Source organism: Methylopila henanensis, from assembly GCF_042681025.1.
GTDB classification, from domain to species: Bacteria; Pseudomonadota; Alphaproteobacteria; order Rhizobiales; family Methylopilaceae; genus Methylopila; species Methylopila henanensis.
This window is the reverse complement of record NZ_JBHUER010000003.1, coordinates 35,528-55,871: the sequence shown is the minus strand read 5'-3', so window position 1 is coordinate 55,871 and position 20,344 is coordinate 35,528. Positions and strand designations below refer to the sequence as shown.

The following is a 20,344-nucleotide window of genomic DNA, read 5'->3' as shown; positions in this document are numbered from 1 at the left end:
CCGTCAGGCGACGTTGCTGGCGCCGCCGAAGAAGCGCCACGTGCCGCGCCCGGCGCTCTTCGCGGCGTAGAGCGCGCGGTCGGCACGCTGCACGAGCTGGTCGCCGACCTGCGAGCCCGAGGTCGCAACCGCCACCCCGATCGACACGCTCGGCGTGACGGTGAAGCCGTCGCCGGTGACGGGGGCCGCCAGCGTCTCGCACAGGCGGGCGGCGAGCGCGTCGAACTCCGCCGCCGACTGGCCGGTCGCGACCACCGCGAACTCGTCGCCCCCGAGGCGCGCCACCAGGTCGTCCGTGCGCGCGGCGCCGCGCAACCGGACGCCGGTCGCGAGCAGCAGCGCGTCGCCGGCGGGGTGGCCGTAGGTGTCGTTCACCGACTTGAAGTGGTCGAGGTCGATCAGGAGCACGCCCACGCGTCCGCCCTGGCGGTCGAGCCGCGCCGCGGCGCGGACCATGCCGCGCTCGAAGGCGCCGCGGTTGGCGAGCCCGGTCAGCGTGTCGTGCGTCGCGAGATGCTCCAGCGCGCGCTCGAGCTCCTTGCGTTCCGAGATGTCGGTCAGCGTGCCGACCGCGCGCACCGGGGCGCCCCCGGCGTCGCGCTCCACGACCTTACCGCGGTCGAGCACCCAGATCCAGCGGCCGTCGCGGCGCTTGAACCGCATCTCGTTCTCGTAGAACGGCGTCCGGCCGGCGACATGGTCCTCGAAGGCGCGCGTCACGTGAGGCATGTCGTCGGGATGCACCAGTTGCGCCCAGGACAAGCGTCCTGGCGGGCACGCGTCCGGCTCGAACCCGAGCATGCGGTGGTAGCGCGCGCTGAAGAAGGTCTTCCCCGTTCGCAGGTCCCAGTCCCACAGCCCGTCGTTCGCGCCTTCGAGCGCATAGGCGAGCCGGCGTGCGTCCGTGTCGAGCTGCCGGCGCGCCCGCTCCCGCTGGGACATGATCGCGGCCACGATCAGCGACGGCAGCGTGGTGAGCGCGAGCGTCGCCTGCAGCGGCAGCAGGATTTCGGCGACGCGTCCCTCTGCGCCCGGCCACACGCCGATAAGGGCGGAGGCGACGACGCAGGCCGAATAGATGGCGATCGACAGCGCCGTCACCAGCATGCCGAAGCGAAGCGCGAACCAGAGCAGCACCGTGGCGCTGAGTTCGAGCAGCACCATCTCGCCGGTGAGCGGCACCAGCAATCCGGCGACGGTCAGCGCCGCGGCGGCGAGCACGATCTCGACGCCCCGGCGCTGTCGCAGGCTTCTTCCCTCCGGCGTCGCGGCGGCCGCCTCGCGCGCGGCCGCGCGGCGCTCCCGGTCGCGCCAGAACAGGAACGGCGGAACGAGGATGAGGAGGCTGACGAAGTGGGTCAGCCACCACGACAGCACGAACGGCGTCGGCGGCTCGCCGCGCCACACAGCGATCGTGACGCCGCCGATCGCCGCGCCCGGCAAGGTGCTGAACGCGGCGATGACGAACAGCGCGATGACGGAGCGGATTCGCGTCGGCTGGTCGCGCGACACGCCGGCTTGTTCGAACATCCAGAGCGCGGCCGCGAGGGCGACGCCATTGGCGACGCCGAGCGTCAGGGACACCCAGACCGGGTCGCCGACCACCAGATGGCCGACGGCGTTGACGACCGCGACGATCGCGACCGCGCTCGCCATCTCCGCCGCGGAGCGATGGGCGAAGGCGACCATCATGCCGATGGCGAGCGCCCCCGCCGGCCAGATGACCGCGGAGACCCCGGCCGCGCGGCCGAAGCGCATCGTCAGGTACGCTACGACGCCGTAGACCAGCGCGAAGACGACGATCCGGGGAAGGCGGTGCTTCATTCGGACTGTCCCGGCCCTGCTTATTCGGCCTTCTGTATCACGCGACAACCTCCGATCCCGGCATCTCGCGCTCGGAACGGCTAGGATTTCGTTTCACCGGACGCGTAAACCTCGGGCGTCCCGTCACGATCGCATCAGCGCGCGGTCAGACGCGCTTGACGTCGAAGGCCGAAAACGCCTGCTGCACCGGCATCATCTGCAGGCGGTTGATGTTGACGTGGCGCGGCAGCGTGGTCGACCAGAAGATCGTCTCCGCGACGTCGTCCGCCGTCATGCCTTCGATGCCGTCGTAGACGCTCGCGGCCTTGCCGTCGTCGCCCTTGAAGCGCACGAGCGAGAACTCGGTCTCGACCATGCCGGGCTCGATGTTGGTGACGCGCACGTTCTTGCCCTGCACGTCGGAACGCAGCGACAGGGCGAACTGCTTCACGAAGGCCTTGGTGCCGGCGTAGACGTTGCCGCCGGGATAGGGGTAGTCGCCCGCGACCGAGCCCACCGTGACCACATGACCGCCGCCGCGTTCGATCAGGCCCGGCAGCGCCGCGCGCACCGTGTTCACGAGGCCCGTGACGTTGGTGTCGATCATCGTGTGCCAGTCGGCGATGTCGACCTCCTGCGCGGGCCCGAGGCCGAGCGCGAGGCCGGCGTTGGCGATCAGCACGTTGACGCCCGCGAACGGCTCCGGCAGCCCTGCGAGCATGGCCTCGATCGCGGCGAGGTCGCGCACGTCGAGCGTCTCCACGTGCAGGCCGTCGCCGAGCTCCGCCTTGAGCTCGTCCAGCCGCTCCCGGCGGCGGCCGGCCGCGATCACCTTCGCGCCCTCCGCCACATAGCGGCGCGCCAGCGCGGCGCCGAAGCCGGAGGTGGCGCCGGTGACGAGAACGGTCAGGGTCTTCGGGTCGAGCATGGCGTAGGACATGGGCGATCGCTTCCATTCGTCTTCGGGCGAGAGCCCGACATAGCGCAGCGCCACGCGGCGCGCCACGCCGGCCATCCGCGGCGCGCGCGGAACGCGCTGGCCTTCGCCGCGGATCGGCGTAGGCTCGTCGTCAGGAAGAAGCGTCGCGCCGCAGTCGCGATTTCCGATCGTCGCGGCCACGCGCTCCGTGACGCCTCGAACGCAACCGTTCGGGAGGATCGGACATGTCTGACATTCGCAATCCCGCCCAGTGGACCGTCGACGGCCTCGGCCGCTCAGGACAGGCGATCGCCGCCGCCCGCCGCGCCCTGACGCGGCCGGAGGCCGACTACGACGCCGTCGAGCCGCAGGTGCGCCGGATCGGCTTCCGCGACCTCGGCGCGGCGCTCAGGGAAGGCTTCGACGATTTCGCCGCCTGCCGCAGCGACGTGCTGTTCATCGGGCTGATCTATCCGCTCGCGGGCCTCGCGCTCTACCACGCCGCGACCCGGATGGAGCTGCTGCCGCTCTTGTTCCCCATCACCGCCGGCTTCGCGCTGGTGGGGCCGTTCCTCGCGATCGGGCTCTACGAGATGAGCCGCCGCCGCGAGGCCGGCGAGGAGCCGTCCTTCGCCGACGCGACCCGCGTGTTCGCCTCGCCCTCGACCGGCGCGATCCTGACGCTCGGCGCGCTGCTCGTCGGCGTGTTCGCGCTCTGGCTCGCGGTCGCGTGGGTCATCTACGCCATCACGCTCGGGCCCGACCTGCCGGCCTCGTTCGCGCAGTTCGTCGACGACGTGCTGCACACCTATGAGGGCGCGCGGCTGATCGTGCTCGGCTGCTCCGCGGGCTTCGTGTTCGCGCTCGGCGTGCTGGCTGCAAGCGTGGTGTCGTTCCCGCTGCTGCTCGACCGCAAGGTGAGGGTGAGGACGGCGGTCGCGACCTCGCTGCGCGCGTTCCAGGCGAGCCCCGGCCCGATGCTGGCCTGGGGCCTGATCGTCGCGCTCGGCCTCGTGCTCGGCAGTCTGCCGGCGCTGCTCGGGCTCATCGTCGTCATGCCCGTGCTCGGCCACGCGACCTGGCGGCTCTACCGCCGGGCGGTGGTCTGACCGGCTGCGCGCCCCGCGGGCGGATCACGCCCGCGGGTGCTCGCCGCGGCAGAGGTGGTGGTCGCCGAGCGTCTCGATCACGCGGCAGTCGGCGACCCGGCCATGGGCGCAGGAGCGCACCATGGCCTCGAGTTCGCCCTTCAGCGCCGCCAGCGCCGCGATCTTGCGCTCGACCTCATCGAGCCGCTCCCGCGCGATTGCGTCGGCCTCGGCGCAGGGCGCGTCCGGGCGGTCCTGCAACGCGAGCAGGGCGCGGATCGCCGGCAGGTCGAAGCCGAGATCGCGGGCGTGGCGCACGAAGCCGAGGCGCGAGCGCGCCGCCGGGCCATACAGTCTGCGGTTGGAGTTTGTGCGCGGCGGCGCCGGAATGAGCCCAATCTCCTCGTAGAACCGGATCGTCGGGACCTTGACGCCCGTCGCCTTCGCGAGCGCCCCGATCGTCACATGCTCATCCGCCTTCGCCATGGGCTTGATCCTCCAGTCGCTAGAGCATTTAGGGTCGGCTCCGGCGATTCAAAAGGAGGAGCGAGTGGCCCACACCCACGCTCACGAGCACGAGCACGAGGCCGAGGCGCACGGCCATGGTCACGGCGACGCCTGCTGCGGAAGCGAGGCGAAGCACGACCACGGCCTGTTCGGCTGCGCGCACAGCCACGACGTCGTCTTCGACGGCATGGACCCCGCCTACAAGCGCGTGCTCTGGACGGTGATCGCGCTCAACGGCGGCATGTTCGTGGTCGAGACCTTCGCCGGCGCGCTCGCCGGATCGCAGGCGCTGCAGGCCGACGCGCTCGACTTCCTCGCCGACAGCGTGACCTACGGCATCAGCCTCGCCGTGATCGGGGCATCCGTGCGCACCCGCGCCTATGCGGCCCTCGCCAAGGGCCTCAGCCTCGTCGCGATGGGGCTGTGGGTGTTCGGCGCGACCGCGTGGAAGGTGCTCGTCGTCGGGGTTCCGGAGGCCGAGATCATGGGCGCGATCGGCCTGATGGCGCTCGCCGCCAACCTCGCCAGCGTCTGGCTGCTTGCCCGCTACAAGGACGGCGACGCCAACGTCCGCTCGGTCTGGCTGTGCTCGCGCAACGACGCCATCGGCAACGTCGCGGTCATGGGCGCGGCCGGCCTCGTGTTCGCGACCGGCTCGGGCTGGCCCGACCTGATCGTCGCCGCCGGCATGGCGGCGCTGTTCCTGACGAGCGCCTGGCAGATCTGCCGGCAGGCGCTCGCCGAGACGAGGGCGGCGCGGGCGGCCTGAGCGCCCGCGCCCTGACGCCTCAGGGCCGCGCGGCGGCCGTCTGCGCGCCCGGCGTGACGCGCCAGACCGTGTTCCCGACGTCGTCGGCGACGAGCAGCGCCCCCGTCCGGTCGGCGATCACGCCGACCGGACGGCCATAGGCGACGCCGTCCTTCATGAACTCGGTCAGCACCGGCTCCGGCGCGCCGGACGGCTTGCCGCCTGAGAACGGCACGAACAGCACCTGGTAGCCCGAGGGCGGCTTGCGGTTCCACGACCCGTGCTGGCCGATAAAGGCGCCGTTCCTGTACTTCGCCGGCAGCAGGTCGCCCTCGTAGAACATCAGCCCGAGCGAGGCGGTGTGCGGTCCGAGCGCGTAGTCCGGCTTGATCGCCTTGGCGACGAGGTCCGGCCGCGGCGGCTTCACCCGCTCGTCCACATGCTGGCCGAACCATGAATAGGGCCAGCCGTAGAAGCCGCCGTCCTGCACCGAGGTCATGTAGTCCGGCACCAGATCGGACCCGATCTCGTCGCGCTCGTTGACCACCGTCCAAAGCGCCCCGCCCTCCGGCTGCCACGCCAGACCGTTGGGGTTGCGAAGCCCGCCGGCGAACAGCCGCGAGGTCTTCGCGACCGGATCGACCTCGAGGATCGCGGCGCGGTTGACCTCGTGCTCCATGCCGTTCTCGCCGACGTTTGAGTTCGAGCCGACCGTGACGTAGAGCTTCGAGCCGTCCTTCGAGGCGATGACGTTCTTGGTCCAGTGGTGGTTGAGCGGACCGCCGGGAAGATCGACCACCTTCTCGGGCGTCGCCGAGATCTTGGTGTCGCCCTCCTTGTAGGGGACCGCGACCACGGCGTCGGCGTTGGCGACGTAGAGCCGGTCCCCGACGAGCGTCATGCCGAAGGGCGACATCAGCCCGGTCATGAAGTCAGTCTTGGTCTCGGCCTTGCCGTCGCCGTCGGCGTCGCGCAGCAGCACGATCTTGTTCGGGCTTTCGACGCCCGCGCCCGCCTGATCCTTGACGAGCCCCGCCACCCAGTCCTTGGCGCGGGCGAAGATGCTCTTCTGGCCGGCGCTCTCGTCCTTGGGCGGCGCGTTGGACTCCGCCGCCAGCACGTCGCCGTTCGGCAGCAGATAGAGCCAGCGCGGATGGTCGAGCCCTTCCGCGAAGGCGGCGACCGCGAAGCCGGGGGCCGCCTTCGGCGTCTGGCCGGCCGCCCATCCCTTGGCGTCGGCGACGTTGACGGTCGGGACCCAGCTCGTTTTCGGCTCCACGAGAACCGGGTTCGGGCCGTAGGTCTTCTCGATCGGCACCGTCGCCTGCTCGCCGCAAGCGGCGAGCGGAAGGCTGACGGCGGAGAGCAGCAGCAGCTTTCTGGACAAGGTCATAACGGACAAAAACGCCCTGTTTCACGCGTCCGCCTGCCGGACGCGCTCCGTTGTCCATCGAACGTCGCACGTCCGCCCCGGTTCCTGAAGCCGCGCGACGCCGGCCGGCGAAAGGCGCTGTGGCGGCGACGACACGCCGCGGATTTACGCGGTCCGCGGCGCCCCGGAGCCGGGTGACCTGCGGCGCTACGATATGTAATGTTATAACGTTATTTCATGGAGCGTACCGAAAATGAACTGGACGAGGGGGCGACACGCCGCGATCGGGCTTGCCGCGGCGGCGGGGGTTTCGGCCGGCGGGGCCACGGCGCAGACGATAGAACTGCCGGAACTCAACGTGACGGCGGCGAGCCCGATCCTGCGCGACGAGCGCGCCGCGGCGGCGGGCGGCCGGACATGGCCCGTGGGCGTGCTGCCGGTGGCGACGGACGTGTTCGCGCCGGTCACCGTTGTTCCGCGCGACGAGATCGTCCGCCGCCAGCCGGCGACGCTCGGCGAGGCGCTGCGCGACAGGCCGGGCCTGTCCGGCTCCACCTTCGCGCCCGGGGCCGACCGGCCGATCATCCGCGGCCTCGAAGGGCCGCGCGTGCGGATCATCGAGAACGGGCTCGGCGTCCATGACGTCTCGGCGCTCGGCGAGGATCACGCCGTGCCGTTCAATCCGCTCGGCGCCGACCGGATCGAGGTCATCCGCGGCCCCGCGACCCTGCGCTACGGCTCGTCCGCGATCGGCGGCGTGGTCAGCGCGACCAACAGCCGGATTCCGCAGTTCGAGCCGCCGGGCGGCTACTCCGCGGAGGCGATCGCCGGCCTGTCTTCGGTCGATCGCGGCCGCTCGACCGCCGCGCGGATCGACGCCGGCCACAACGGCTTCCTGTTCCACGCCGACGGCTTCGCCACCCGGTCGGAGAACTACGACACGCCCGACGGCCGCCAGGCCAACTCGCAGGCGCGTTCGACCGGCGGCGCCGTCGGCTTCTCGAAGGCGTTCGAGCAGGGCTATGTCGGGCTGGCCTACAGCCGCTACGACAGCCGCTACCACATCCCCGGCGGCGAGTCGGCGGAGCTGAACTCGAGGCTCGATCCGGAGCAGGACAAGATCCAGGCGCAGGGCGAATACCGTTTCGCAGCCGGCCCGTTCGAGGCGGTCCGCTTCTGGGTCAACGCCTCGCGCTACAAGCACCGCGAGCTCGGGCTGGAGCACGAGGAGCACGGGCACGACGACCACGACCATGATCACGACCACGACCATGATCATGAGCACGAGGAGGTCGGTCGGGACACGGTCCACGGCGTCTTCAGGAACCGCGAGGCCGAGGCCCGTCTGGAGCTCCAGCACGCGCCCGTCGCGCTGTCCTTCGGCGGCCTCACCGGCGCCTTCGGCGTGCAGGCCGGCCGCGGCAAGCTGAAGACCTCCGGCGAGGGCGAGAGCCTGATCGCGCCGACCGACACGCGGACGATCGCGGCCTATGTGTTCGAGCAGATCGATTTCGGACAGGGCCTCAAGCTGCAGGCCGCGGGCCGCATCGAGCATGCGAGCGTCGACGGCACGGCGACGACCTATCCCGGCCTCACGCCCGACGGGTCCGATCCGGTCGACCGCGGACGCAAGCGCAAGTTCACGCCCGTCAGCGGCAGCGTCGGGCTGCTGCAGGACCTTCCGCAAGGCTTCGTGGCGAGCCTGACCGGCCAGTATGTCGAGCGCGCGCCGAGCGGGCTCGAACTGTTCTCGCGCGGCGCCCACCACGCCGCCGGCCTGTTCGAGATCGGCGATCCGAACCTGAAGCTCGAGAAGGCGAAATCGCTCGAGATCGGCCTGCGGCGGTCCGAAGGCGCGCTCAGGATCGACGCCAGCGCCTACCACACCTGGTTCGACGGCTTCATCTACCGACGGCTGACCGGCGTCGGCTGCGGCCACGAGTTCGAAAGCTGCGGCGAGGAGGACGAGTTCGAGCAGAGCGTCTATTCGCAGAAGAACGCGAGGTTCTACGGCGTGGAGCTCGCGGCGCAGTTCGACGCGGTCACGGTCGGCCGGCACACCTTCGGCGTCGAGGGGCAGTACGACTTCACCCGCGCGAAATTCACCGACGGCGCCAACGTCCCGCGCATTCCGCCGCACCGGCTCGGCGGCGGCGTGTTCTGGCGCAGCACGGACGGCTTCTTCGCCCGCGTCGGCCTGCTGCACGCCTTCGCGCAGAACAGGACCGGCGAGCTCGAGACCCGCACGCCCGGCTACGACAACCTCAAGGCCGAGTTCAGCTACACCCGCGCGTTCGACCGCGCGACGGCGCGGATCGACACGCTGACCGTCGGCGTGATCGGCGACAACCTGCTCGACGACCGCATCCGCAACTCGGCTTCATTCAAGAAGGACGAGATCCTGCTGCCGGGCGCCGCCGTCCGGGCCTTCGTGAAGGTCGGCTTCTGAGCCGAGCCTCACGCGCGGCGCGCGTTTGACTTTCCGGCTCCGGCGGGAAAAGTCTCGCGCGCCGCGCCGCCCAGGGGGCGGCCGATCCCAGCGGAGAGGCGCGCGTGCCATCGATCTCGGTCGTGATGCCGGTCTACAATCGCGAACGCGTCGTGCGCCGGGCGGTGGACAGCGTGCTGGCGCAGACCTTCGTCGATTTCGAGCTGCTGGTCGTCGACGACGGCTCGTCGGACGGCACCGCCGCCGCCGTCGAGGCCTTCGCCGACCCGCGCGTGCGCCTGCTGCGGCAGCCGGAGAACCGCGGCGGCAACGCGGCGCGCAACCGCGGCGTGCGCGAGGCGCAAGCTCCCCTCATCGCCTTCATCGACAGCGACGACCGCTTCCTTCCGGGCAAGCTCGCCTACGTCGCGGACTATTTCGCCCGGCGGCCGGACGTGGACGTGCTGATCGACAGCTTCGAGCTGGTCTATCCGCCCGAGACCGGCAAGCCGAAGGCGCTGCGGACCAATCCCGTGCTCGACGACAGCGCCGCGGTCGAGACCGCGATCTTCGCCCGCCGGATGTTCAAGGCGACGCCATCGATCAGCCTGCGCAAGGAGGCGATCGTCCGCGCCGGGCTGTTCGACGAGGCGCTGAAGCGCCGGCAGGATTTCGACCTGATGCTGCGGCTCGTGAAGACCGCGCGCTGCGCCTCGACCGACGCGGTGCTCTGGACCAAGGAATGGTCGACTGACGCGATCTCGGCCAAGGCCGACACCTTCATGGCGGCGACGATCGACCTCTGCCGCCGGCATCCGGACTATCTCGGCGCGCCCGCGCACCGCGTCGGGCTCGCCCGCGACCTCGCCCGCCACTTCCTGCGGCTCGCGGGCAAGGGGCGGATCGGAGCCGCCGTCGCCGACGCCCGCCGCTTCAGCTCCGAGTTCGGAGCCGGCCGGCTCGCGGGCCTCGTGGCCGAGGGCGTCGGCGAGATCGTGCGGCGGAAACGCGAACGCTCCCGCAAGGGCTGATCTTCACCCCTAGGCGCCGGAACGCGGTCATGGTCCGGCTTGACCGGACCAGCCATCTCGCCGCTGGAGGCGGATCCTCCGGTCGAGCCGGAGGACGACGCGCGGTAAGCGGCCCTCAGCCGTGCCCGTGGGCGATCGCGCGCGGGGGTTCGTTGTTGCCGGTCTTCGGCAGCGGGCCGAAGCTGCGGGTCGCGGCGCTCGAAAGCTCGCCCAGCAGCGCGGTGAAGAAGTAGGCGAAGGACAGCGCCATCGCGATCGGGCGCTGCCACACCGGCAGGTCGACCTCGTCGCCCTTGGAGAGGATGCGGCTCCACGAGCGCGACAGCTTGCTCGCGAAGAACTTGAAGCTGTAGCCGAGCCGGCCGAGGCGGGACTGGGTGACGGTGTGGAACGCCTGGAAGTCGCGGTCCATGCCGGTGGTCCAGGCGCGCCAGGCCAGGAACTTGTAGCCGGGATGCGGCGCGTGCACCGTCATGGCGTCGGCGGTGCGGACATATTTGTAGCCGCGCGCCTCGATGTCCCTGAGCCAGAAGCCGCACTGCTTCTTGAACGCGCCGGGCAGGTCCGGGAACGGGTTGCGGCGGAAGAACTCGGTGCGGAAGGCGCAATTGTTGGCGTGGATCTTCTTGCGCTTCTCGGTCTTGGTCCGCTCGCTCGGCAGGTTGAAGATCCAGCTTAGCGCCATGGTCTTGGACAGCAGGTCCTCATGGCCGAGCACGGTGAAGCCGCCGACCGCCATGATCTCCGGATCGGCGAACGGCTTCAGCAGGTTCTCGAGCCAGCCCGGCTGCGGGCCGGCGTCGCTGTCGAGCATGACGACGAGCTCGGTGTCGGTGCGGGAAACGCCGAAATTCTTCAGCTTGTAATAGGTCATGCCCGGCGCCGGCACGATCTCCAGCGTCGCGAGGTCCTTGAGCTTCGGGGCGACCTCGTCGATCACGCCCTGGATGGTCGAGGCCTGAACCGCGCCGTCGTCGTAGAGGTACATGATCCGCGGCTTGGCGGCCATGCGGTGCTGGTTGGTCTCCAGCTCGTTCTGGAACGAGGACATGGCCTTCTTGGCCCACTCGTCCTCCACGTCGATGGCGTTCTCCCATTCGATGATGAAGGTGACGGGCGGTATCGTGCTGTCGGTCGTCGTCATGGCGGCATCCTCACCTGGGCGCCCAGGGCGCCGGCGCGGGCGTGAAGCACGCGCGGCCTCGGCCGTACGGCGCCCGCTCTGCGGCCCCGGCGGATCGTCGCCCTGCCGGTCCGCCTCTCATCTGCCGCGATATCATGGCGGTTGTGGGGAGCACAAGCGAGCGGCCGCGCGCGTTCCCCGCTTCGCGTGCTATGAGCGCCCGCCCGCAAACGGAGACCGCCCCGCATGAAGGTCATGCTGTGCAACGACACCGCCACCAAGGCCCATGTGGGCTGCCGCGCGGTGTCCGACGCGCACGCCCGCATGCTGGGCCGCCTCGGCCACGCCGTGACGGCGCGGTTCTTCGTGAACGAGATCCGCATCGACGGCGTCGACCGCTTCGAGGACCTGGTCGCGGCCATGGAGCGGAACGAGCGCTTCATGGCCGCGCTGGAAGAGGTCGAGGCCGTCGTCGTCAACGGCGAGGGCACGATCCATCACGGCTCCGGCCTCGCGCTGGTGGCGGCGCTTCACGTCGCGAAGCGGCGCGGCAAGGCCACCCTGCTCGTCAACTGCCTGCTGGAGGAGGTGCCGCTCGAGCCCGCCCTGCTCGACGCCTTCGACCGCCTCAGCGTGCGCGAGACGCGCTCGGCCGCCTATATGGCCACGCTCGGCGTGCGCTGCGTGCAGACCTTCGATTCGGTGGTCGCGGCGCGCTTCGCGGGAGAGGGAAGCGACCTCGCCGGCAAGACGGTCGTCACCGACTGGACCGCGAAGAACGATCCCGGCGCGGGCGCGGCCTCCATGCGGCTGATGCGGTCGGACGACCTCGGCCCCTCGGTCGCGTTGTTCCAGGTCCACGGCGAGCGCGGCGGCCTCGATGTCTGGCCGGGCGCGGTCGCGACGCTCGCCGCGGCCCGCGCCGTGGCGTCGAGCCGGCACCACGGGCTCTATCTCGCCGGCCTCGCCCGGACGCCCTTCGTCGCGCTGCGCGGCCGGACGTGGAAGGGCGAAGGCCTGCTCGAGACGCTCGGCGGCGACCTGCCGATGGTCGACGGCTACGACGCGCTGCGGGACGCGCTGGCGCGCGTCGGGGAGCGCCGCGCGGCCTATGAGGCCGCCTTCGACCGCCTCGCGGAGGCGCGCGACCTCCAGCACTTCGACATTCTGGGCCGTGGCGACGACTCCGACGAGGCGGCGGAAGTCGCCCGGCTCCGGCGCGACGTCGAGGCCCGGCCGGACCTCGCCGAGGCTGACGCCCGCAACGTCGCCAAGCGCCGCGCGCAGGAGGCGGCCTGGACCGGCGCGAAGCCGAAGAAGCGCTCGTTCCTGCGCCGCCTGTTCGGGTGACCCCGCGTCAGGCCTGCTGGAGCCGCCGCGCCTCCCACTGCTCGTAGATTTCGACGGCGGCCCCCGAGGCCTCGAAACACCCGGCCGGCGGCGGGGTCGGCTCGCCATCCGGAGCGAGCGCCACCTCGCCGCCGTCGAGCAGATCCTGGACGCAGCGCGCGGTCGTGGACCCGGGGTCGAAGCAGACGAGATCGAACACGCGCACCGGCTTGCCCGTGTCGCAGGCCTCGCACAGCATCGTCAGCGAATCGGGAGTCACGACATATTCCGCGGCGCCGACGAGCGCGGTCTCGAACCCCGCGCGGTCGCGACGGTCGACGAAGAACACCCGATCGCCGAGCGCCGCCCGCAACCAGCTTTCCACGCCGGCCGGCGTGCGACGCGAGAACGCGACGGTGAACGGCGGCGGCGCCCCGTTCTCCAACAGGCGTTCGATCTGGGCCACGATCCGGTCCGGATCGATCTCGAACGCCTTGTTGACGCCTCCGATCATGGCGAAGACGCCCTGCGGCGCGTCCGAGGAGGCCGGGGCGCGCCGCACGGGAACGCCGCGCCGCAGGATCGAGCGCTTCGCGGCCGGAAGGCCGAACCCGCTTTCCTGTTCGCCGGGCTTCAGCGAGTGCCGCGGCACCAGCGCCACGTCGAAGATCGGCGCGCTCCATGACGGCCGCCCGCTGAACGCGGCGAACAGATGCTCGCCGTAGAGCGAACGGTAGGCCGCGACGACGCGCTCGGCGGCGGCGCCGCTGGCGACGATGCGCAGCGGGCCCGCCTCGCGGGCCGCCGGCGTAGCGCGCCATGTGTCGATCCGGCGCCTCAGCTTGAGCCCGATCCGCTTGAGCGGCGGCGTCATACGGCCGGGCGACACGATCTGGACGATCTGGTCCGCGCGCCAGCCGGCGCGTTCGCAGAAGGCGAGGCATTGATTCACGTGGCCGGCCTTCGCGGCGCTTACGATCAGGGTCTTCATACGCGAACTGGGGACTGCTCCGAGCGCGGGCGCGGGCCGCGACAACGCTAAGGACGCGCCGGCGCCGCTGCGTCTTTAGCGCTTTTGGCGCGACCTCGCGGCGAAATGGAGGCGGCCGCGCGGCCTTGCCCTCGCCCGAGGCCGCGGCGTAGGTTCCGCGAACGATAGGATCGCGCTCATTTCAGAAGCGTTACAAAGAGACGAAAGTCCGCCGTGGCCAAGACTTCCGACACGCGCGTCAAGTTCAAGACGCGCTGGTATCATCGCCATCCCAAATACTGGTTCCGGAAGGACAAGCCCCGTCCCGCCGGCCACCGCGACGCGCCGGAGGTGGTGCGGCTCGATCCCGAGCCGGGCGTGACGCCGAGCCCGAAGCCGCCGGTGCGCATCTTCCTCGGCACCGAGCCGATGCAGGCGCGGGCGGAGCGCGTGTTCATCTGGTCCGTCGTTCGGCGCCGCGACCCGGCCCGCGCCTACGAGATCCATCTGATGAAGGACCTCAAGGGCTTCGACCGCAACGGCTGGACCACCGGCTTCACCAACTACCGCTACGCCATTCCGGCGCTCGCCGGCGAACAGGGCCGCGCGATCTACAACGACGTCGACCAGATCTACCTCGCCGACCCGGCCGAGATGTTCGACCTCGACATGAAGGGCGCGGGCATCCTCTGCGTGCAGAAGGACGAGACCTCGGTCTCGCTGCTCGACTGCGCCCGCATGGCGCCGCACTGGCGCATCGAGGAGGCGCGGACGCCGCTGAAGCGCAAGCACTTCCTCGACATCATCGCGCGCGAGGACCTGTGGGGCGAGCTCCCCGGCGTCTGGAACGCGCGCGACACCGAGTACGGCCCCGACGTGGCGAAGTGCTTCCACTTCACCACGCTGCGCACCCAGCCCTGGCGGCCGTTCCCCGACCAGCTGTTCTACGAGGACCACCCCGAAGGCGAGTGCTGGTTCGCGCTCGAACGCTCCTCCAACGACGCCCGCTTTAACGGCTTCACCCGCGAGCGGCCGAGCCGGGGCTTCGCCGCGGCGCTCGCGGCCCTCGGCCAGGCGCCGCGCGCCGACGCGGCGCGTGCGGCGCAGGACGCCCGCAAGCTCGCGCAGGCGGCCGGCGCGGCGAGCGTCCTCGTCGTCTCGCCCGAGGGCGACGCGCAGCCGGACATCCGCGGCGCGAGCGTCTCGGCGGCGCGGCTCGACGAGACCTTGCGCGCGGGCGCCAACCGGCGCGCCGACGGCGTCCTGTGCGTCGGCGGCCTGTCGGGCCTGCCCGAGGAGGACGTGGCCTGGGCGCTCGACGCGCTGTTCGACGCGGGCGGCGGCTTCCTCGCCGTCAGCCTGAAGCTCGACCCGGCGCGCATCGGAACCGCGGCGGCGCTGCCGCCGGAATGGTGGCGGCTGCAGCTCGAACTCGCCTCGGCCCGCGCGCCGGACCGGCTCTGGAGCCTCGCCGTCACCGGCGCCGGCTCCGCGAAGACGTTCAGGGGCGGCGCGACCGCGTCCCGCGCGGCCTGAGGCCGGGAGAGCGCGCATGGCGGCGCTGACGCTCTGGGCGCTCACCGGCCGGCGCGCCGGCGACAACCGGCAGGTCCTCGCGCTGGCCGAGGCGACCGGCCTGCCCTTCGCGACCAAGCCGCTCGTCTTCTCCGATCTCCGGAAGCGGGCGGCGCGGCCGGAGGGCTCGATCGCGGCCCTCGACGCGGCGTCGCGGGCGAGCCTCGCGCCGCCCTGGCCGGACCTCGTCGTCGCGGCCGGACGCTGGTCGGCGCACGCCGCGCTCTGGATCCGGGCGCAGTCCGGCGGCCGCGCCCGCCTCGTCCATGTCGGGCGTCCGTGGGCGCCGCTGCCCTGGTTCGACCTCGTCGTGACGACCGCGCAATACGGTCTGCCCCCGCGCCCCAACGTGCTGGAGAACGCCTTTCCGCTTTCGGGCTGGCGCGACGAGGCGGCGGCGGTTCCGCCCGACATCGCCGCCCTGCCCCGTCCGCGGCTGCTTGCGATCGTCGGCGGCGACAGCCCTCCGCGCGTTCTCGACGTTGACGCGGCGACGGCGCTTGCCCGCGCGGCTCTGGCCAGGGTCGGGCGCGAAGGCGGCTCGCTGCTGCTCGCGACCTCGCCGCGCACGCGTCCCGAGGCCGTCGCGGCGATCCGGGACGCGCTCGCGGACGCTTCCGCGCCGACGCGGCTCTCGGTCTTCGGCGAGGAGCCGAACTTCTACAGGGCGTTCCTCGCCGCGGCGGACGCGATCATCGTCACCGACGACAGCGCCGCGATGACGGCCGAGGCCGCCATGACCGGCGCGCCGGTGGCGCTGCACCCACTGCCGCAGCGGCCGAGCGCCGCGCAAAACCGCGTGAGGCTGCTGCGGCGGCTGGCAGGGCTCACGCCCCCGACGCGGTCCGCCTTCGACGCGCTGGTCGCGCGCGGGACGATCACCTCCATCCGCGACCTCGACCGCTACGCCGCGCGGCTCCGGAGCGAGGGCCTGCTCGACGGCGGATCCGCCGCAAGGGAACGGGCCGCGGCGGAGCTCGACGAGGCCGCGCGCAGGGCCCGCGCGCTGGTCCCGGCGCAACGGCCGGCTTGAGGCCGGCGCGGATAAGGTCTACCCCGCTGCTCGACCCGCGGCGGCTTTCGCCTCGCTTCACGGTCTCCGTACGGAATGGATCGCGTGCCGACCAACTCGCCCTCGCCAGCCTCTTCGCGCAAGACGCCCCGGCGCCTGTGGCGGTCGATGCTGCGGCTTGCCTCGATCATCCCGGCGCGGCGCACCGTCCTGACCCTCGTCTGCCTCGTGTTCGCGGGAATCGCCGAGGGGCTCGGCATCGCGAGCCTGCTGCCGCTCGTCACCCTGATCAGCGACGGCGGCTCGGGTTCGGGGTCGACCGCGCAGGCGCTCGCCTTCGTCCGGGGCCTCGGCGTCGAGCCGACGATCGGCTTCTTCCTGCTCGTGCTGGTGATCGGCATGGCGCTCAAGGCCGGCCTGATACTGATCGCCATGCACCAGGTCGGGCGCGCCGTCGCGGACGTCGCCGTCAAGGTCCGCCTCGACCTGATCGACGCTTTGCTCGCGGCGCGGTGGTCGTTCTACGTCCGCCAGCCAGTCGGGCGCTTCGCCAACGCGCTCTCGACGGAGTCGCATCAGGCTGGCGAGGCCTACAACCAGGCCGCCCTGCTGACCGCGGAGCTGATCCAGGTCGCGACCTACGTCGCGATCGTGATGGCGGTGTCCTGGAAGCTCGGCGTGCTGTCGCTCGGCGTCGGGCTCGTGATGGTGCTGACGCTGAACCGCTTCGTGCTGATCGCGAAGCGCACCGCGCGCAAGGAGAACCGCCACCTCAAGCGGATGATCGGCGGCCTGACCGACCTGCTCGTCGGCATCAAGCCGATGAAGGCGATGGGGCGGCACGCCCGCTTCCAGGCGCTGTTCGAGCGCGACGCCGAGGTCATCCGCAGGGCGCAGCGCAAGCAGTCCTTTGCACGCCACGCCACCAAGGCGCTGCAGGAGCCGATCCTCGCCTTCTGCCTCGCCGTCGGCATCTACTTCGCCCTCGTGGTCTGGGAGCTGCCGGCGGGCGAGGTGCTGGTGATGTCGCTGCTGCTCGCGCGCACCGTCACCACCATCGGCAAGGCCCAACAGGGGCTTCAGGCCGTGCGCATCGCCGAGGCCGGGTTCGTGTCGGTCGCCGACGCGATCGACTTCGCACGCGCGGCCCGCGAGACCGCCCATGCCGGCGCGCGACCGACCTTCGACCTCGGCGCGGCGATGCGTGGGGTGACGTTCGGCTACGATCCCGAGCGGCCGGTGATCGCGAACGCCACCTTCGAGATTCCGAGGGGCCTCGTCACCACGATCACCGGCGGATCCGGCGCCGGAAAGACCACTACGGTCGACCTGCTGCTCGGCCTGAACGAACCGCAGTCCGGCGAGGTGCTGATCGACGGGACGCCGCTCGGCGACATCGACATCGTCGCGTGGCGTCGGATGACCGGTTACGTGCCGCAGGACCTGATCCTGTTCCACGACACGCTCGAGGCCAACGTCACGCTCGGCCAGCCCGAGTTCGACGAGGCCGACGTGGCGCGCGCGCTCGAGGCCGCCGGGGCGAGCGACTTCGTCGCCGGCCTGCCGGAGGGCCTCAAGACCGTCGTCGGCGAACGCGGCGCCCGCCTCTCCGGCGGCCAGCGCCAGCGCATCGCCATCGCGCGCGCCCTCATCCACCGGCCCGCGCTGCTGATTCTCGACGAGGCCACCACCGCGCTCGACCCCGAGACCGAGGCCAACATCGTGCGCAACGTCGTAGAGCTCGCGCGCGACACCGGGCTGACGGTGCTCGCGATCTCGCACCAGCCGGCATGGGCCCGCGCCGCCGATCACGTCGTCCATCTGGCGGAGGGCCGGGTCGTGAGCGTTGACAGGCGGGCCGCGGAATGATCGACGAAAGCCGAAACGGCGGCGGCCGCCCCTGAGGCCGTGCGCGCGATCGGCGGCGCCTCGGCCGCGGACCGCGTCCTCCGCCCCAGAATCCGGACGATGCGCCTGACATGACCGACCGCCTGAGCCCCGACGCGACGACCTCCGCCCCTGGGGCCGCCGCGGAAGCGACCATCCTCGACGCGCTCGACGCGGCCGCCGCCAGCGATCGCGGCTTCGACTTCTACTCCGCGCGCGGCGCGCTGTTGGAAAGCCTGCCCTATGCGCGGCTGCGCGAGGACGCGCGGGCGCTCGGCGCCCGGCTGCTCGCGGCGGGCCTCGTGCCCGGCGACCGCGTCGCGCTGATCGCGGAGACCGAGGCCGACTTCGCGCGGCTGTTCTTCGCCTGCGGCTACGCCCGGCTTATCCCGGCCCCGATGCCGCTGCCGATGGCCTTCGGCGGCCGGGAGAACTATCTCGCCCACATCCGCCGCATGATCGAATGCGCCGACGCCGCGGCCGCCTTCGCGCCCGCCGCGCTGAAGGACTGGCTCGACGAGGCCGCCGCCGGCCTGCCGCTGAAGCTCTCCGGAACCGTCGCTGACATTCCGGAGGCCGCGGCGCCCGCCGACTTGGCCCCGCCCTCGCCGGACGATCTCGCCTATCTGCAGTTCTCGTCGGGCAGCACGCGCTTCCCGAAGGGCATCATGGTCACCCACCGCGCGCTGATGGCGAACGCGACCGGCATCAGCCGCGACGGGCTGGAGACAACGCCCGCAGACCGCTGCGTGTCCTGGCTGCCGTTCTATCACGACATGGGACTGGTCGGTTTCATGCTCACCCCCGTCGTGGCGGGGCTCTCGGTCGACTACCTCTCGACCCGCGACTTCGCCCGGCGGCCGATGATGTGGCTGGAGCTGATCGCGCGGAACAGGGCGACGATCTCCTACAGCCCGAGCTTCGGCTTCGAGCTCTGCGTCCAGCGCGCGGCGACGCTCGACCTCGGCGCGCTCGACATCTCGACCTGGCGCGCGGCCGGCATCGGCGGCGACATGATCCGGCCCAACGTGCTGCGCCGCTTCGCCGACCGTTTCGCCGCCCACGGCTTCCGCATGGAGAGCTTCGTGCCGAGCTACGGCATGGCGGAGGCCACGCTCGCGCTCTCCTTCGCGCCGCTCCGGCGCGGCATGCGCGCCGAGACCGTCGACCTCGACCGGCTGGAAAGCGGGCATGCGGCGGCCCCCGCGACGGCCGAGGCCCGCACCCGCGAATTCGTGCTGTGCGGGCGCCCGCTCGACGACCATGCGATCGAGGTGCGCGACGCCGCCGGCGCTCCCCTCCCCGAGCGTCAGGTCGGGCAGGTGTTCGCGAAGGGCCCGAGCCTGATGACGGCCTACTATCGCGAGCCGGAGGCGACCGAGGCCGCGATCCGCGACGGCTGGCTCGACACCGGCGACCTCGGCTACTTCGCCGACGGCGAGATCGTCATCACCGGCCGCGCCAAGGACCTCGTGCTGGTCAACGGCCGCAACGTCTGGCCGCAGGACATGGAGTGGACGGTCGAGAGCGAGCTCGACGGCGTCCGCAGCGGCGACGTCGCCGTGTTCTCCGTCGACGCCGACGAGGGCGAGGACGTGGTCGCGCTGGTGCAGTGCCGCGCCAGCGCGCCGGAGATCCGCGAGAAGCTCGCGACGGACGTGGCGAGCCTGCTGCGGCTGCGGTTCGGCGTTCCCGTGACCGTGCGAATCGTCGGGGCGCACGCCTTGCCCGTCACCTCGTCGGGAAAACTCAGCCGAAGCCGGTCCCGCGAGCTGTTTCTGGCCATGAAGTCGGCTGAGGCCTGAACACATTCGGCAACGAAATATTTCATCTTGAAACGCGGCGGGCGCGCCCCAGAGACGGCCTCCGGTGCGCCGCCGCACGGTCTCTGAGGCGCCGGCGCACGCCGCGCCGTCCCCTCGTCTCCCACGCGACGGGACGTGGACCGTTTTTTAACCATCGCCGTCGTTTCCTCAATCTTCAGGGCTTTGACCGGGTCCGGCGACAGCCGGCGCGGGGCCCGGAGACGCCCCGGCAGGAGCCGGACCGCGCCCTGCCGCCGCCGCCCCAGGCGCCGATCCGCGGGGCCCGACAGGACTCACGTCACTGTGTCCGTCAGAGCACGGACCGGCGGACGAGGAAGACCGGACCGGCGGCGCCAGCCGCCGCTCTCGAACGTAAGCATCTGATTAATATGGCTTTTTAGCCGTTTGGGGGCGAACTTTACAGATCGGCGACAACTACATACTTTGCGGCCTTCATAAGTATGGGTCGCGTAAGTGCCCGGCAGGTCGGGAAGATGAATGAAGATAAAGACCAGTTGATTGCTGACATCGAGGACGTTCTTGAGTCAGTCATCAACCGACGGGTCGAATTGCGGACGGAAATGAACATCGTGAACGATCTTGGACTCGACTCAATAGCTGTGATGAACTTCTGCATGGCGCTCGAGGACAAGTTCGACATCTCGATACCGTTGCATGACATGGCCAGCGTCGTGACCGTCGACGATCTCGCGAAGACGATCGAAACGCTGCGGAGTAATGCGTGAT

General features: G+C 71.2%; 16 protein-coding genes. 10 read left to right on the top strand and 6 right to left on the bottom strand.

All coding sequences use genetic code 11. The features are described from left to right. Window positions 1-3: 3 nt before the first annotated feature. On the bottom strand, window positions 4-1,824 hold the full coding sequence (locus ACFSCV_RS04910) for a diguanylate cyclase domain-containing protein (protein ID WP_378797571.1): 1,821 nt from the start codon (window positions 1,822-1,824) through the stop codon (window positions 4-6). 145 nt (window positions 1,825-1,969) lie between these two features. Further along, complete coding sequence (locus tag ACFSCV_RS04905; RefSeq protein WP_378798070.1) at window positions 1,970-2,743, bottom strand: SDR family NAD(P)-dependent oxidoreductase; 774 nt, start codon at window positions 2,741-2,743, stop codon at window positions 1,970-1,972. Between the two features lie 224 nt (window positions 2,744-2,967). Here ACFSCV_RS04905 and ACFSCV_RS04900 point away from each other — a divergent pair, with 224 nt between their 5' ends. Then, window positions 2,968-3,831: a DUF2189 domain-containing protein gene (locus tag ACFSCV_RS04900; protein WP_378797569.1), complete on the top strand. Its 864-nt coding sequence runs from the start codon at window positions 2,968-2,970 to the stop codon at window positions 3,829-3,831. A gap of 24 nt (window positions 3,832-3,855) precedes the next feature. Here ACFSCV_RS04900 and ACFSCV_RS04895 read toward each other — a convergent pair whose 3' ends face one another. Continuing rightward, window positions 3,856-4,296, bottom strand: a complete 441-nt coding sequence (locus ACFSCV_RS04895) for a MerR family transcriptional regulator (protein ID WP_378797567.1) — start codon at window positions 4,294-4,296, stop codon at window positions 3,856-3,858. Between the two features lie 208 nt (window positions 4,297-4,504). Here ACFSCV_RS04895 and ACFSCV_RS04890 point away from each other — a divergent pair, with 208 nt between their 5' ends. Beyond that, window positions 4,505-5,086: a cation efflux transmembrane domain-containing protein gene (locus ACFSCV_RS04890; protein ID WP_378798068.1), complete on the top strand. Its 582-nt coding sequence runs from the start codon at window positions 4,505-4,507 to the stop codon at window positions 5,084-5,086. A gap of 19 nt (window positions 5,087-5,105) precedes the next feature. Here ACFSCV_RS04890 and ACFSCV_RS04885 read toward each other — a convergent pair whose 3' ends face one another. Next, on the bottom strand, window positions 5,106-6,458 hold the full coding sequence (locus ACFSCV_RS04885) for a PQQ-dependent sugar dehydrogenase (protein ID WP_378797565.1): 1,353 nt from the start codon (window positions 6,456-6,458) through the stop codon (window positions 5,106-5,108). A gap of 232 nt (window positions 6,459-6,690) precedes the next feature. Here ACFSCV_RS04885 and ACFSCV_RS04880 point away from each other — a divergent pair, with 232 nt between their 5' ends. Both ACFSCV_RS04880 and ACFSCV_RS04875 read left to right on the top strand, forming a co-directional pair. Continuing rightward, the gene (locus ACFSCV_RS04880; RefSeq protein WP_378797563.1) at window positions 6,691-8,886 is read left to right on the top strand and encodes a TonB-dependent receptor; all 2,196 of its coding nucleotides are present in this window, start codon (window positions 6,691-6,693) and stop codon (window positions 8,884-8,886) included. A gap of 104 nt (window positions 8,887-8,990) precedes the next feature. Further along, window positions 8,991-9,896 carry a glycosyltransferase family 2 protein gene (locus tag ACFSCV_RS04875; RefSeq protein WP_378797561.1) on the top strand — a complete coding sequence of 302 codons (906 nt, stop codon included), beginning with the start codon at window positions 8,991-8,993 and terminating at the stop codon, window positions 9,894-9,896. A 115-nt stretch (window positions 9,897-10,011) separates the two neighbouring features. Here ACFSCV_RS04875 and ACFSCV_RS04870 read toward each other — a convergent pair whose 3' ends face one another. Beyond that, window positions 10,012-11,040 carry a glycosyltransferase gene (locus ACFSCV_RS04870; protein WP_271200769.1) on the bottom strand — a complete coding sequence of 343 codons (1,029 nt, stop codon included), beginning with the start codon at window positions 11,038-11,040 and terminating at the stop codon, window positions 10,012-10,014. 225 nt (window positions 11,041-11,265) lie between these two features. Between ACFSCV_RS04870 and ACFSCV_RS04865 the strand changes: the two genes are divergently transcribed. Then, window positions 11,266-12,369 (top strand): polysaccharide pyruvyl transferase family protein, encoded by a 1,104-nt coding sequence (locus ACFSCV_RS04865; RefSeq protein WP_378797558.1) that lies wholly within the window; start codon window positions 11,266-11,268, stop codon window positions 12,367-12,369. Window positions 12,370-12,376: 7 nt separating this feature from the next. On the opposite strand, the gene ACFSCV_RS04860 is transcribed toward ACFSCV_RS04865, so the two are convergent. After that, window positions 12,377-13,300, bottom strand: a complete 924-nt coding sequence (locus ACFSCV_RS04860) for an ELM1/GtrOC1 family putative glycosyltransferase (RefSeq protein ID WP_378797556.1) — start codon at window positions 13,298-13,300, stop codon at window positions 12,377-12,379. A 252-nt stretch (window positions 13,301-13,552) separates the two neighbouring features. Between ACFSCV_RS04860 and ACFSCV_RS04855 the strand changes: the two genes are divergently transcribed. The 5 genes from ACFSCV_RS04855 (at window position 13,553) to ACFSCV_RS04835 (ending at window position 20,343) form a co-directional block, all read left to right on the top strand. After that, window positions 13,553-14,854 (top strand): hypothetical protein, encoded by a 1,302-nt coding sequence (locus ACFSCV_RS04855; RefSeq protein WP_378797554.1) that lies wholly within the window; start codon window positions 13,553-13,555, stop codon window positions 14,852-14,854. A 16-nt stretch (window positions 14,855-14,870) separates the two neighbouring features. Continuing rightward, window positions 14,871-15,926, top strand: a complete 1,056-nt coding sequence (locus tag ACFSCV_RS04850) for an ELM1/GtrOC1 family putative glycosyltransferase (RefSeq protein ID WP_378797552.1) — start codon at window positions 14,871-14,873, stop codon at window positions 15,924-15,926. 84 nt (window positions 15,927-16,010) lie between these two features. Next, on the top strand, window positions 16,011-17,774 hold the full coding sequence (locus ACFSCV_RS04845; RefSeq protein ID WP_378797550.1) for an ABC transporter ATP-binding protein: 1,764 nt from the start codon (window positions 16,011-16,013) through the stop codon (window positions 17,772-17,774). A gap of 110 nt (window positions 17,775-17,884) precedes the next feature. Next, a complete protein-coding gene (locus ACFSCV_RS04840) occupies window positions 17,885-19,597 on the top strand; it encodes a fatty acyl-AMP ligase (RefSeq protein ID WP_378797548.1) in 1,713 nt (570 codons plus the stop codon). A 494-nt stretch (window positions 19,598-20,091) separates the two neighbouring features. Then, complete coding sequence (locus ACFSCV_RS04835) at window positions 20,092-20,343, top strand: acyl carrier protein (protein ID WP_378797547.1); 252 nt, start codon at window positions 20,092-20,094, stop codon at window positions 20,341-20,343. Window position 20,344 lies beyond the last annotated feature (1 nt).

Bases quoted from the DNA above. Each gene is read 5' to 3' on its own strand.
- ACFSCV_RS04890 (WP_378798068.1), top strand. From the start codon at position 4,505: ATGGACCCCGCCTACAAGCGCGTGCTCTGGACGGTGATCGCGCTCAAC.
- ACFSCV_RS04885 (WP_378797565.1), bottom strand. From the start codon at position 6,458: ATGACCTTGTCCAGAAAGCTGCTGCTGCTCTCCGCCGTCAGCCTTCCG.
- ACFSCV_RS04850 (WP_378797552.1), top strand. From the start codon at position 14,871: ATGGCGGCGCTGACGCTCTGGGCGCTCACCGGCCGGCGCGCCGGCGAC.
- ACFSCV_RS04870 (WP_271200769.1), bottom strand. From the start codon at position 11,040: ATGACGACGACCGACAGCACGATACCGCCCGTCACCTTCATCATCGAA.
- ACFSCV_RS04835 (WP_378797547.1), top strand. From the start codon at position 20,092: ATGAATGAAGATAAAGACCAGTTGATTGCTGACATCGAGGACGTTCTT.
- ACFSCV_RS04910 (WP_378797571.1), bottom strand. From the start codon at position 1,824: ATGAAGCACCGCCTTCCCCGGATCGTCGTCTTCGCGCTGGTCTACGGC.
- ACFSCV_RS04865 (WP_378797558.1), top strand. From the start codon at position 11,266: ATGAAGGTCATGCTGTGCAACGACACCGCCACCAAGGCCCATGTGGGC.
- ACFSCV_RS04905 (WP_378798070.1), bottom strand. From the start codon at position 2,743: ATGTCCTACGCCATGCTCGACCCGAAGACCCTGACCGTTCTCGTCACC.
- ACFSCV_RS04880 (WP_378797563.1), top strand. From the start codon at position 6,691: ATGAACTGGACGAGGGGGCGACACGCCGCGATCGGGCTTGCCGCGGCG.
- ACFSCV_RS04840 (WP_378797548.1), top strand. From the start codon at position 17,885: ATGACCGACCGCCTGAGCCCCGACGCGACGACCTCCGCCCCTGGGGCC.
- ACFSCV_RS04895 (WP_378797567.1), bottom strand. From the start codon at position 4,296: ATGGCGAAGGCGGATGAGCATGTGACGATCGGGGCGCTCGCGAAGGCG.
- ACFSCV_RS04900 (WP_378797569.1), top strand. From the start codon at position 2,968: ATGTCTGACATTCGCAATCCCGCCCAGTGGACCGTCGACGGCCTCGGC.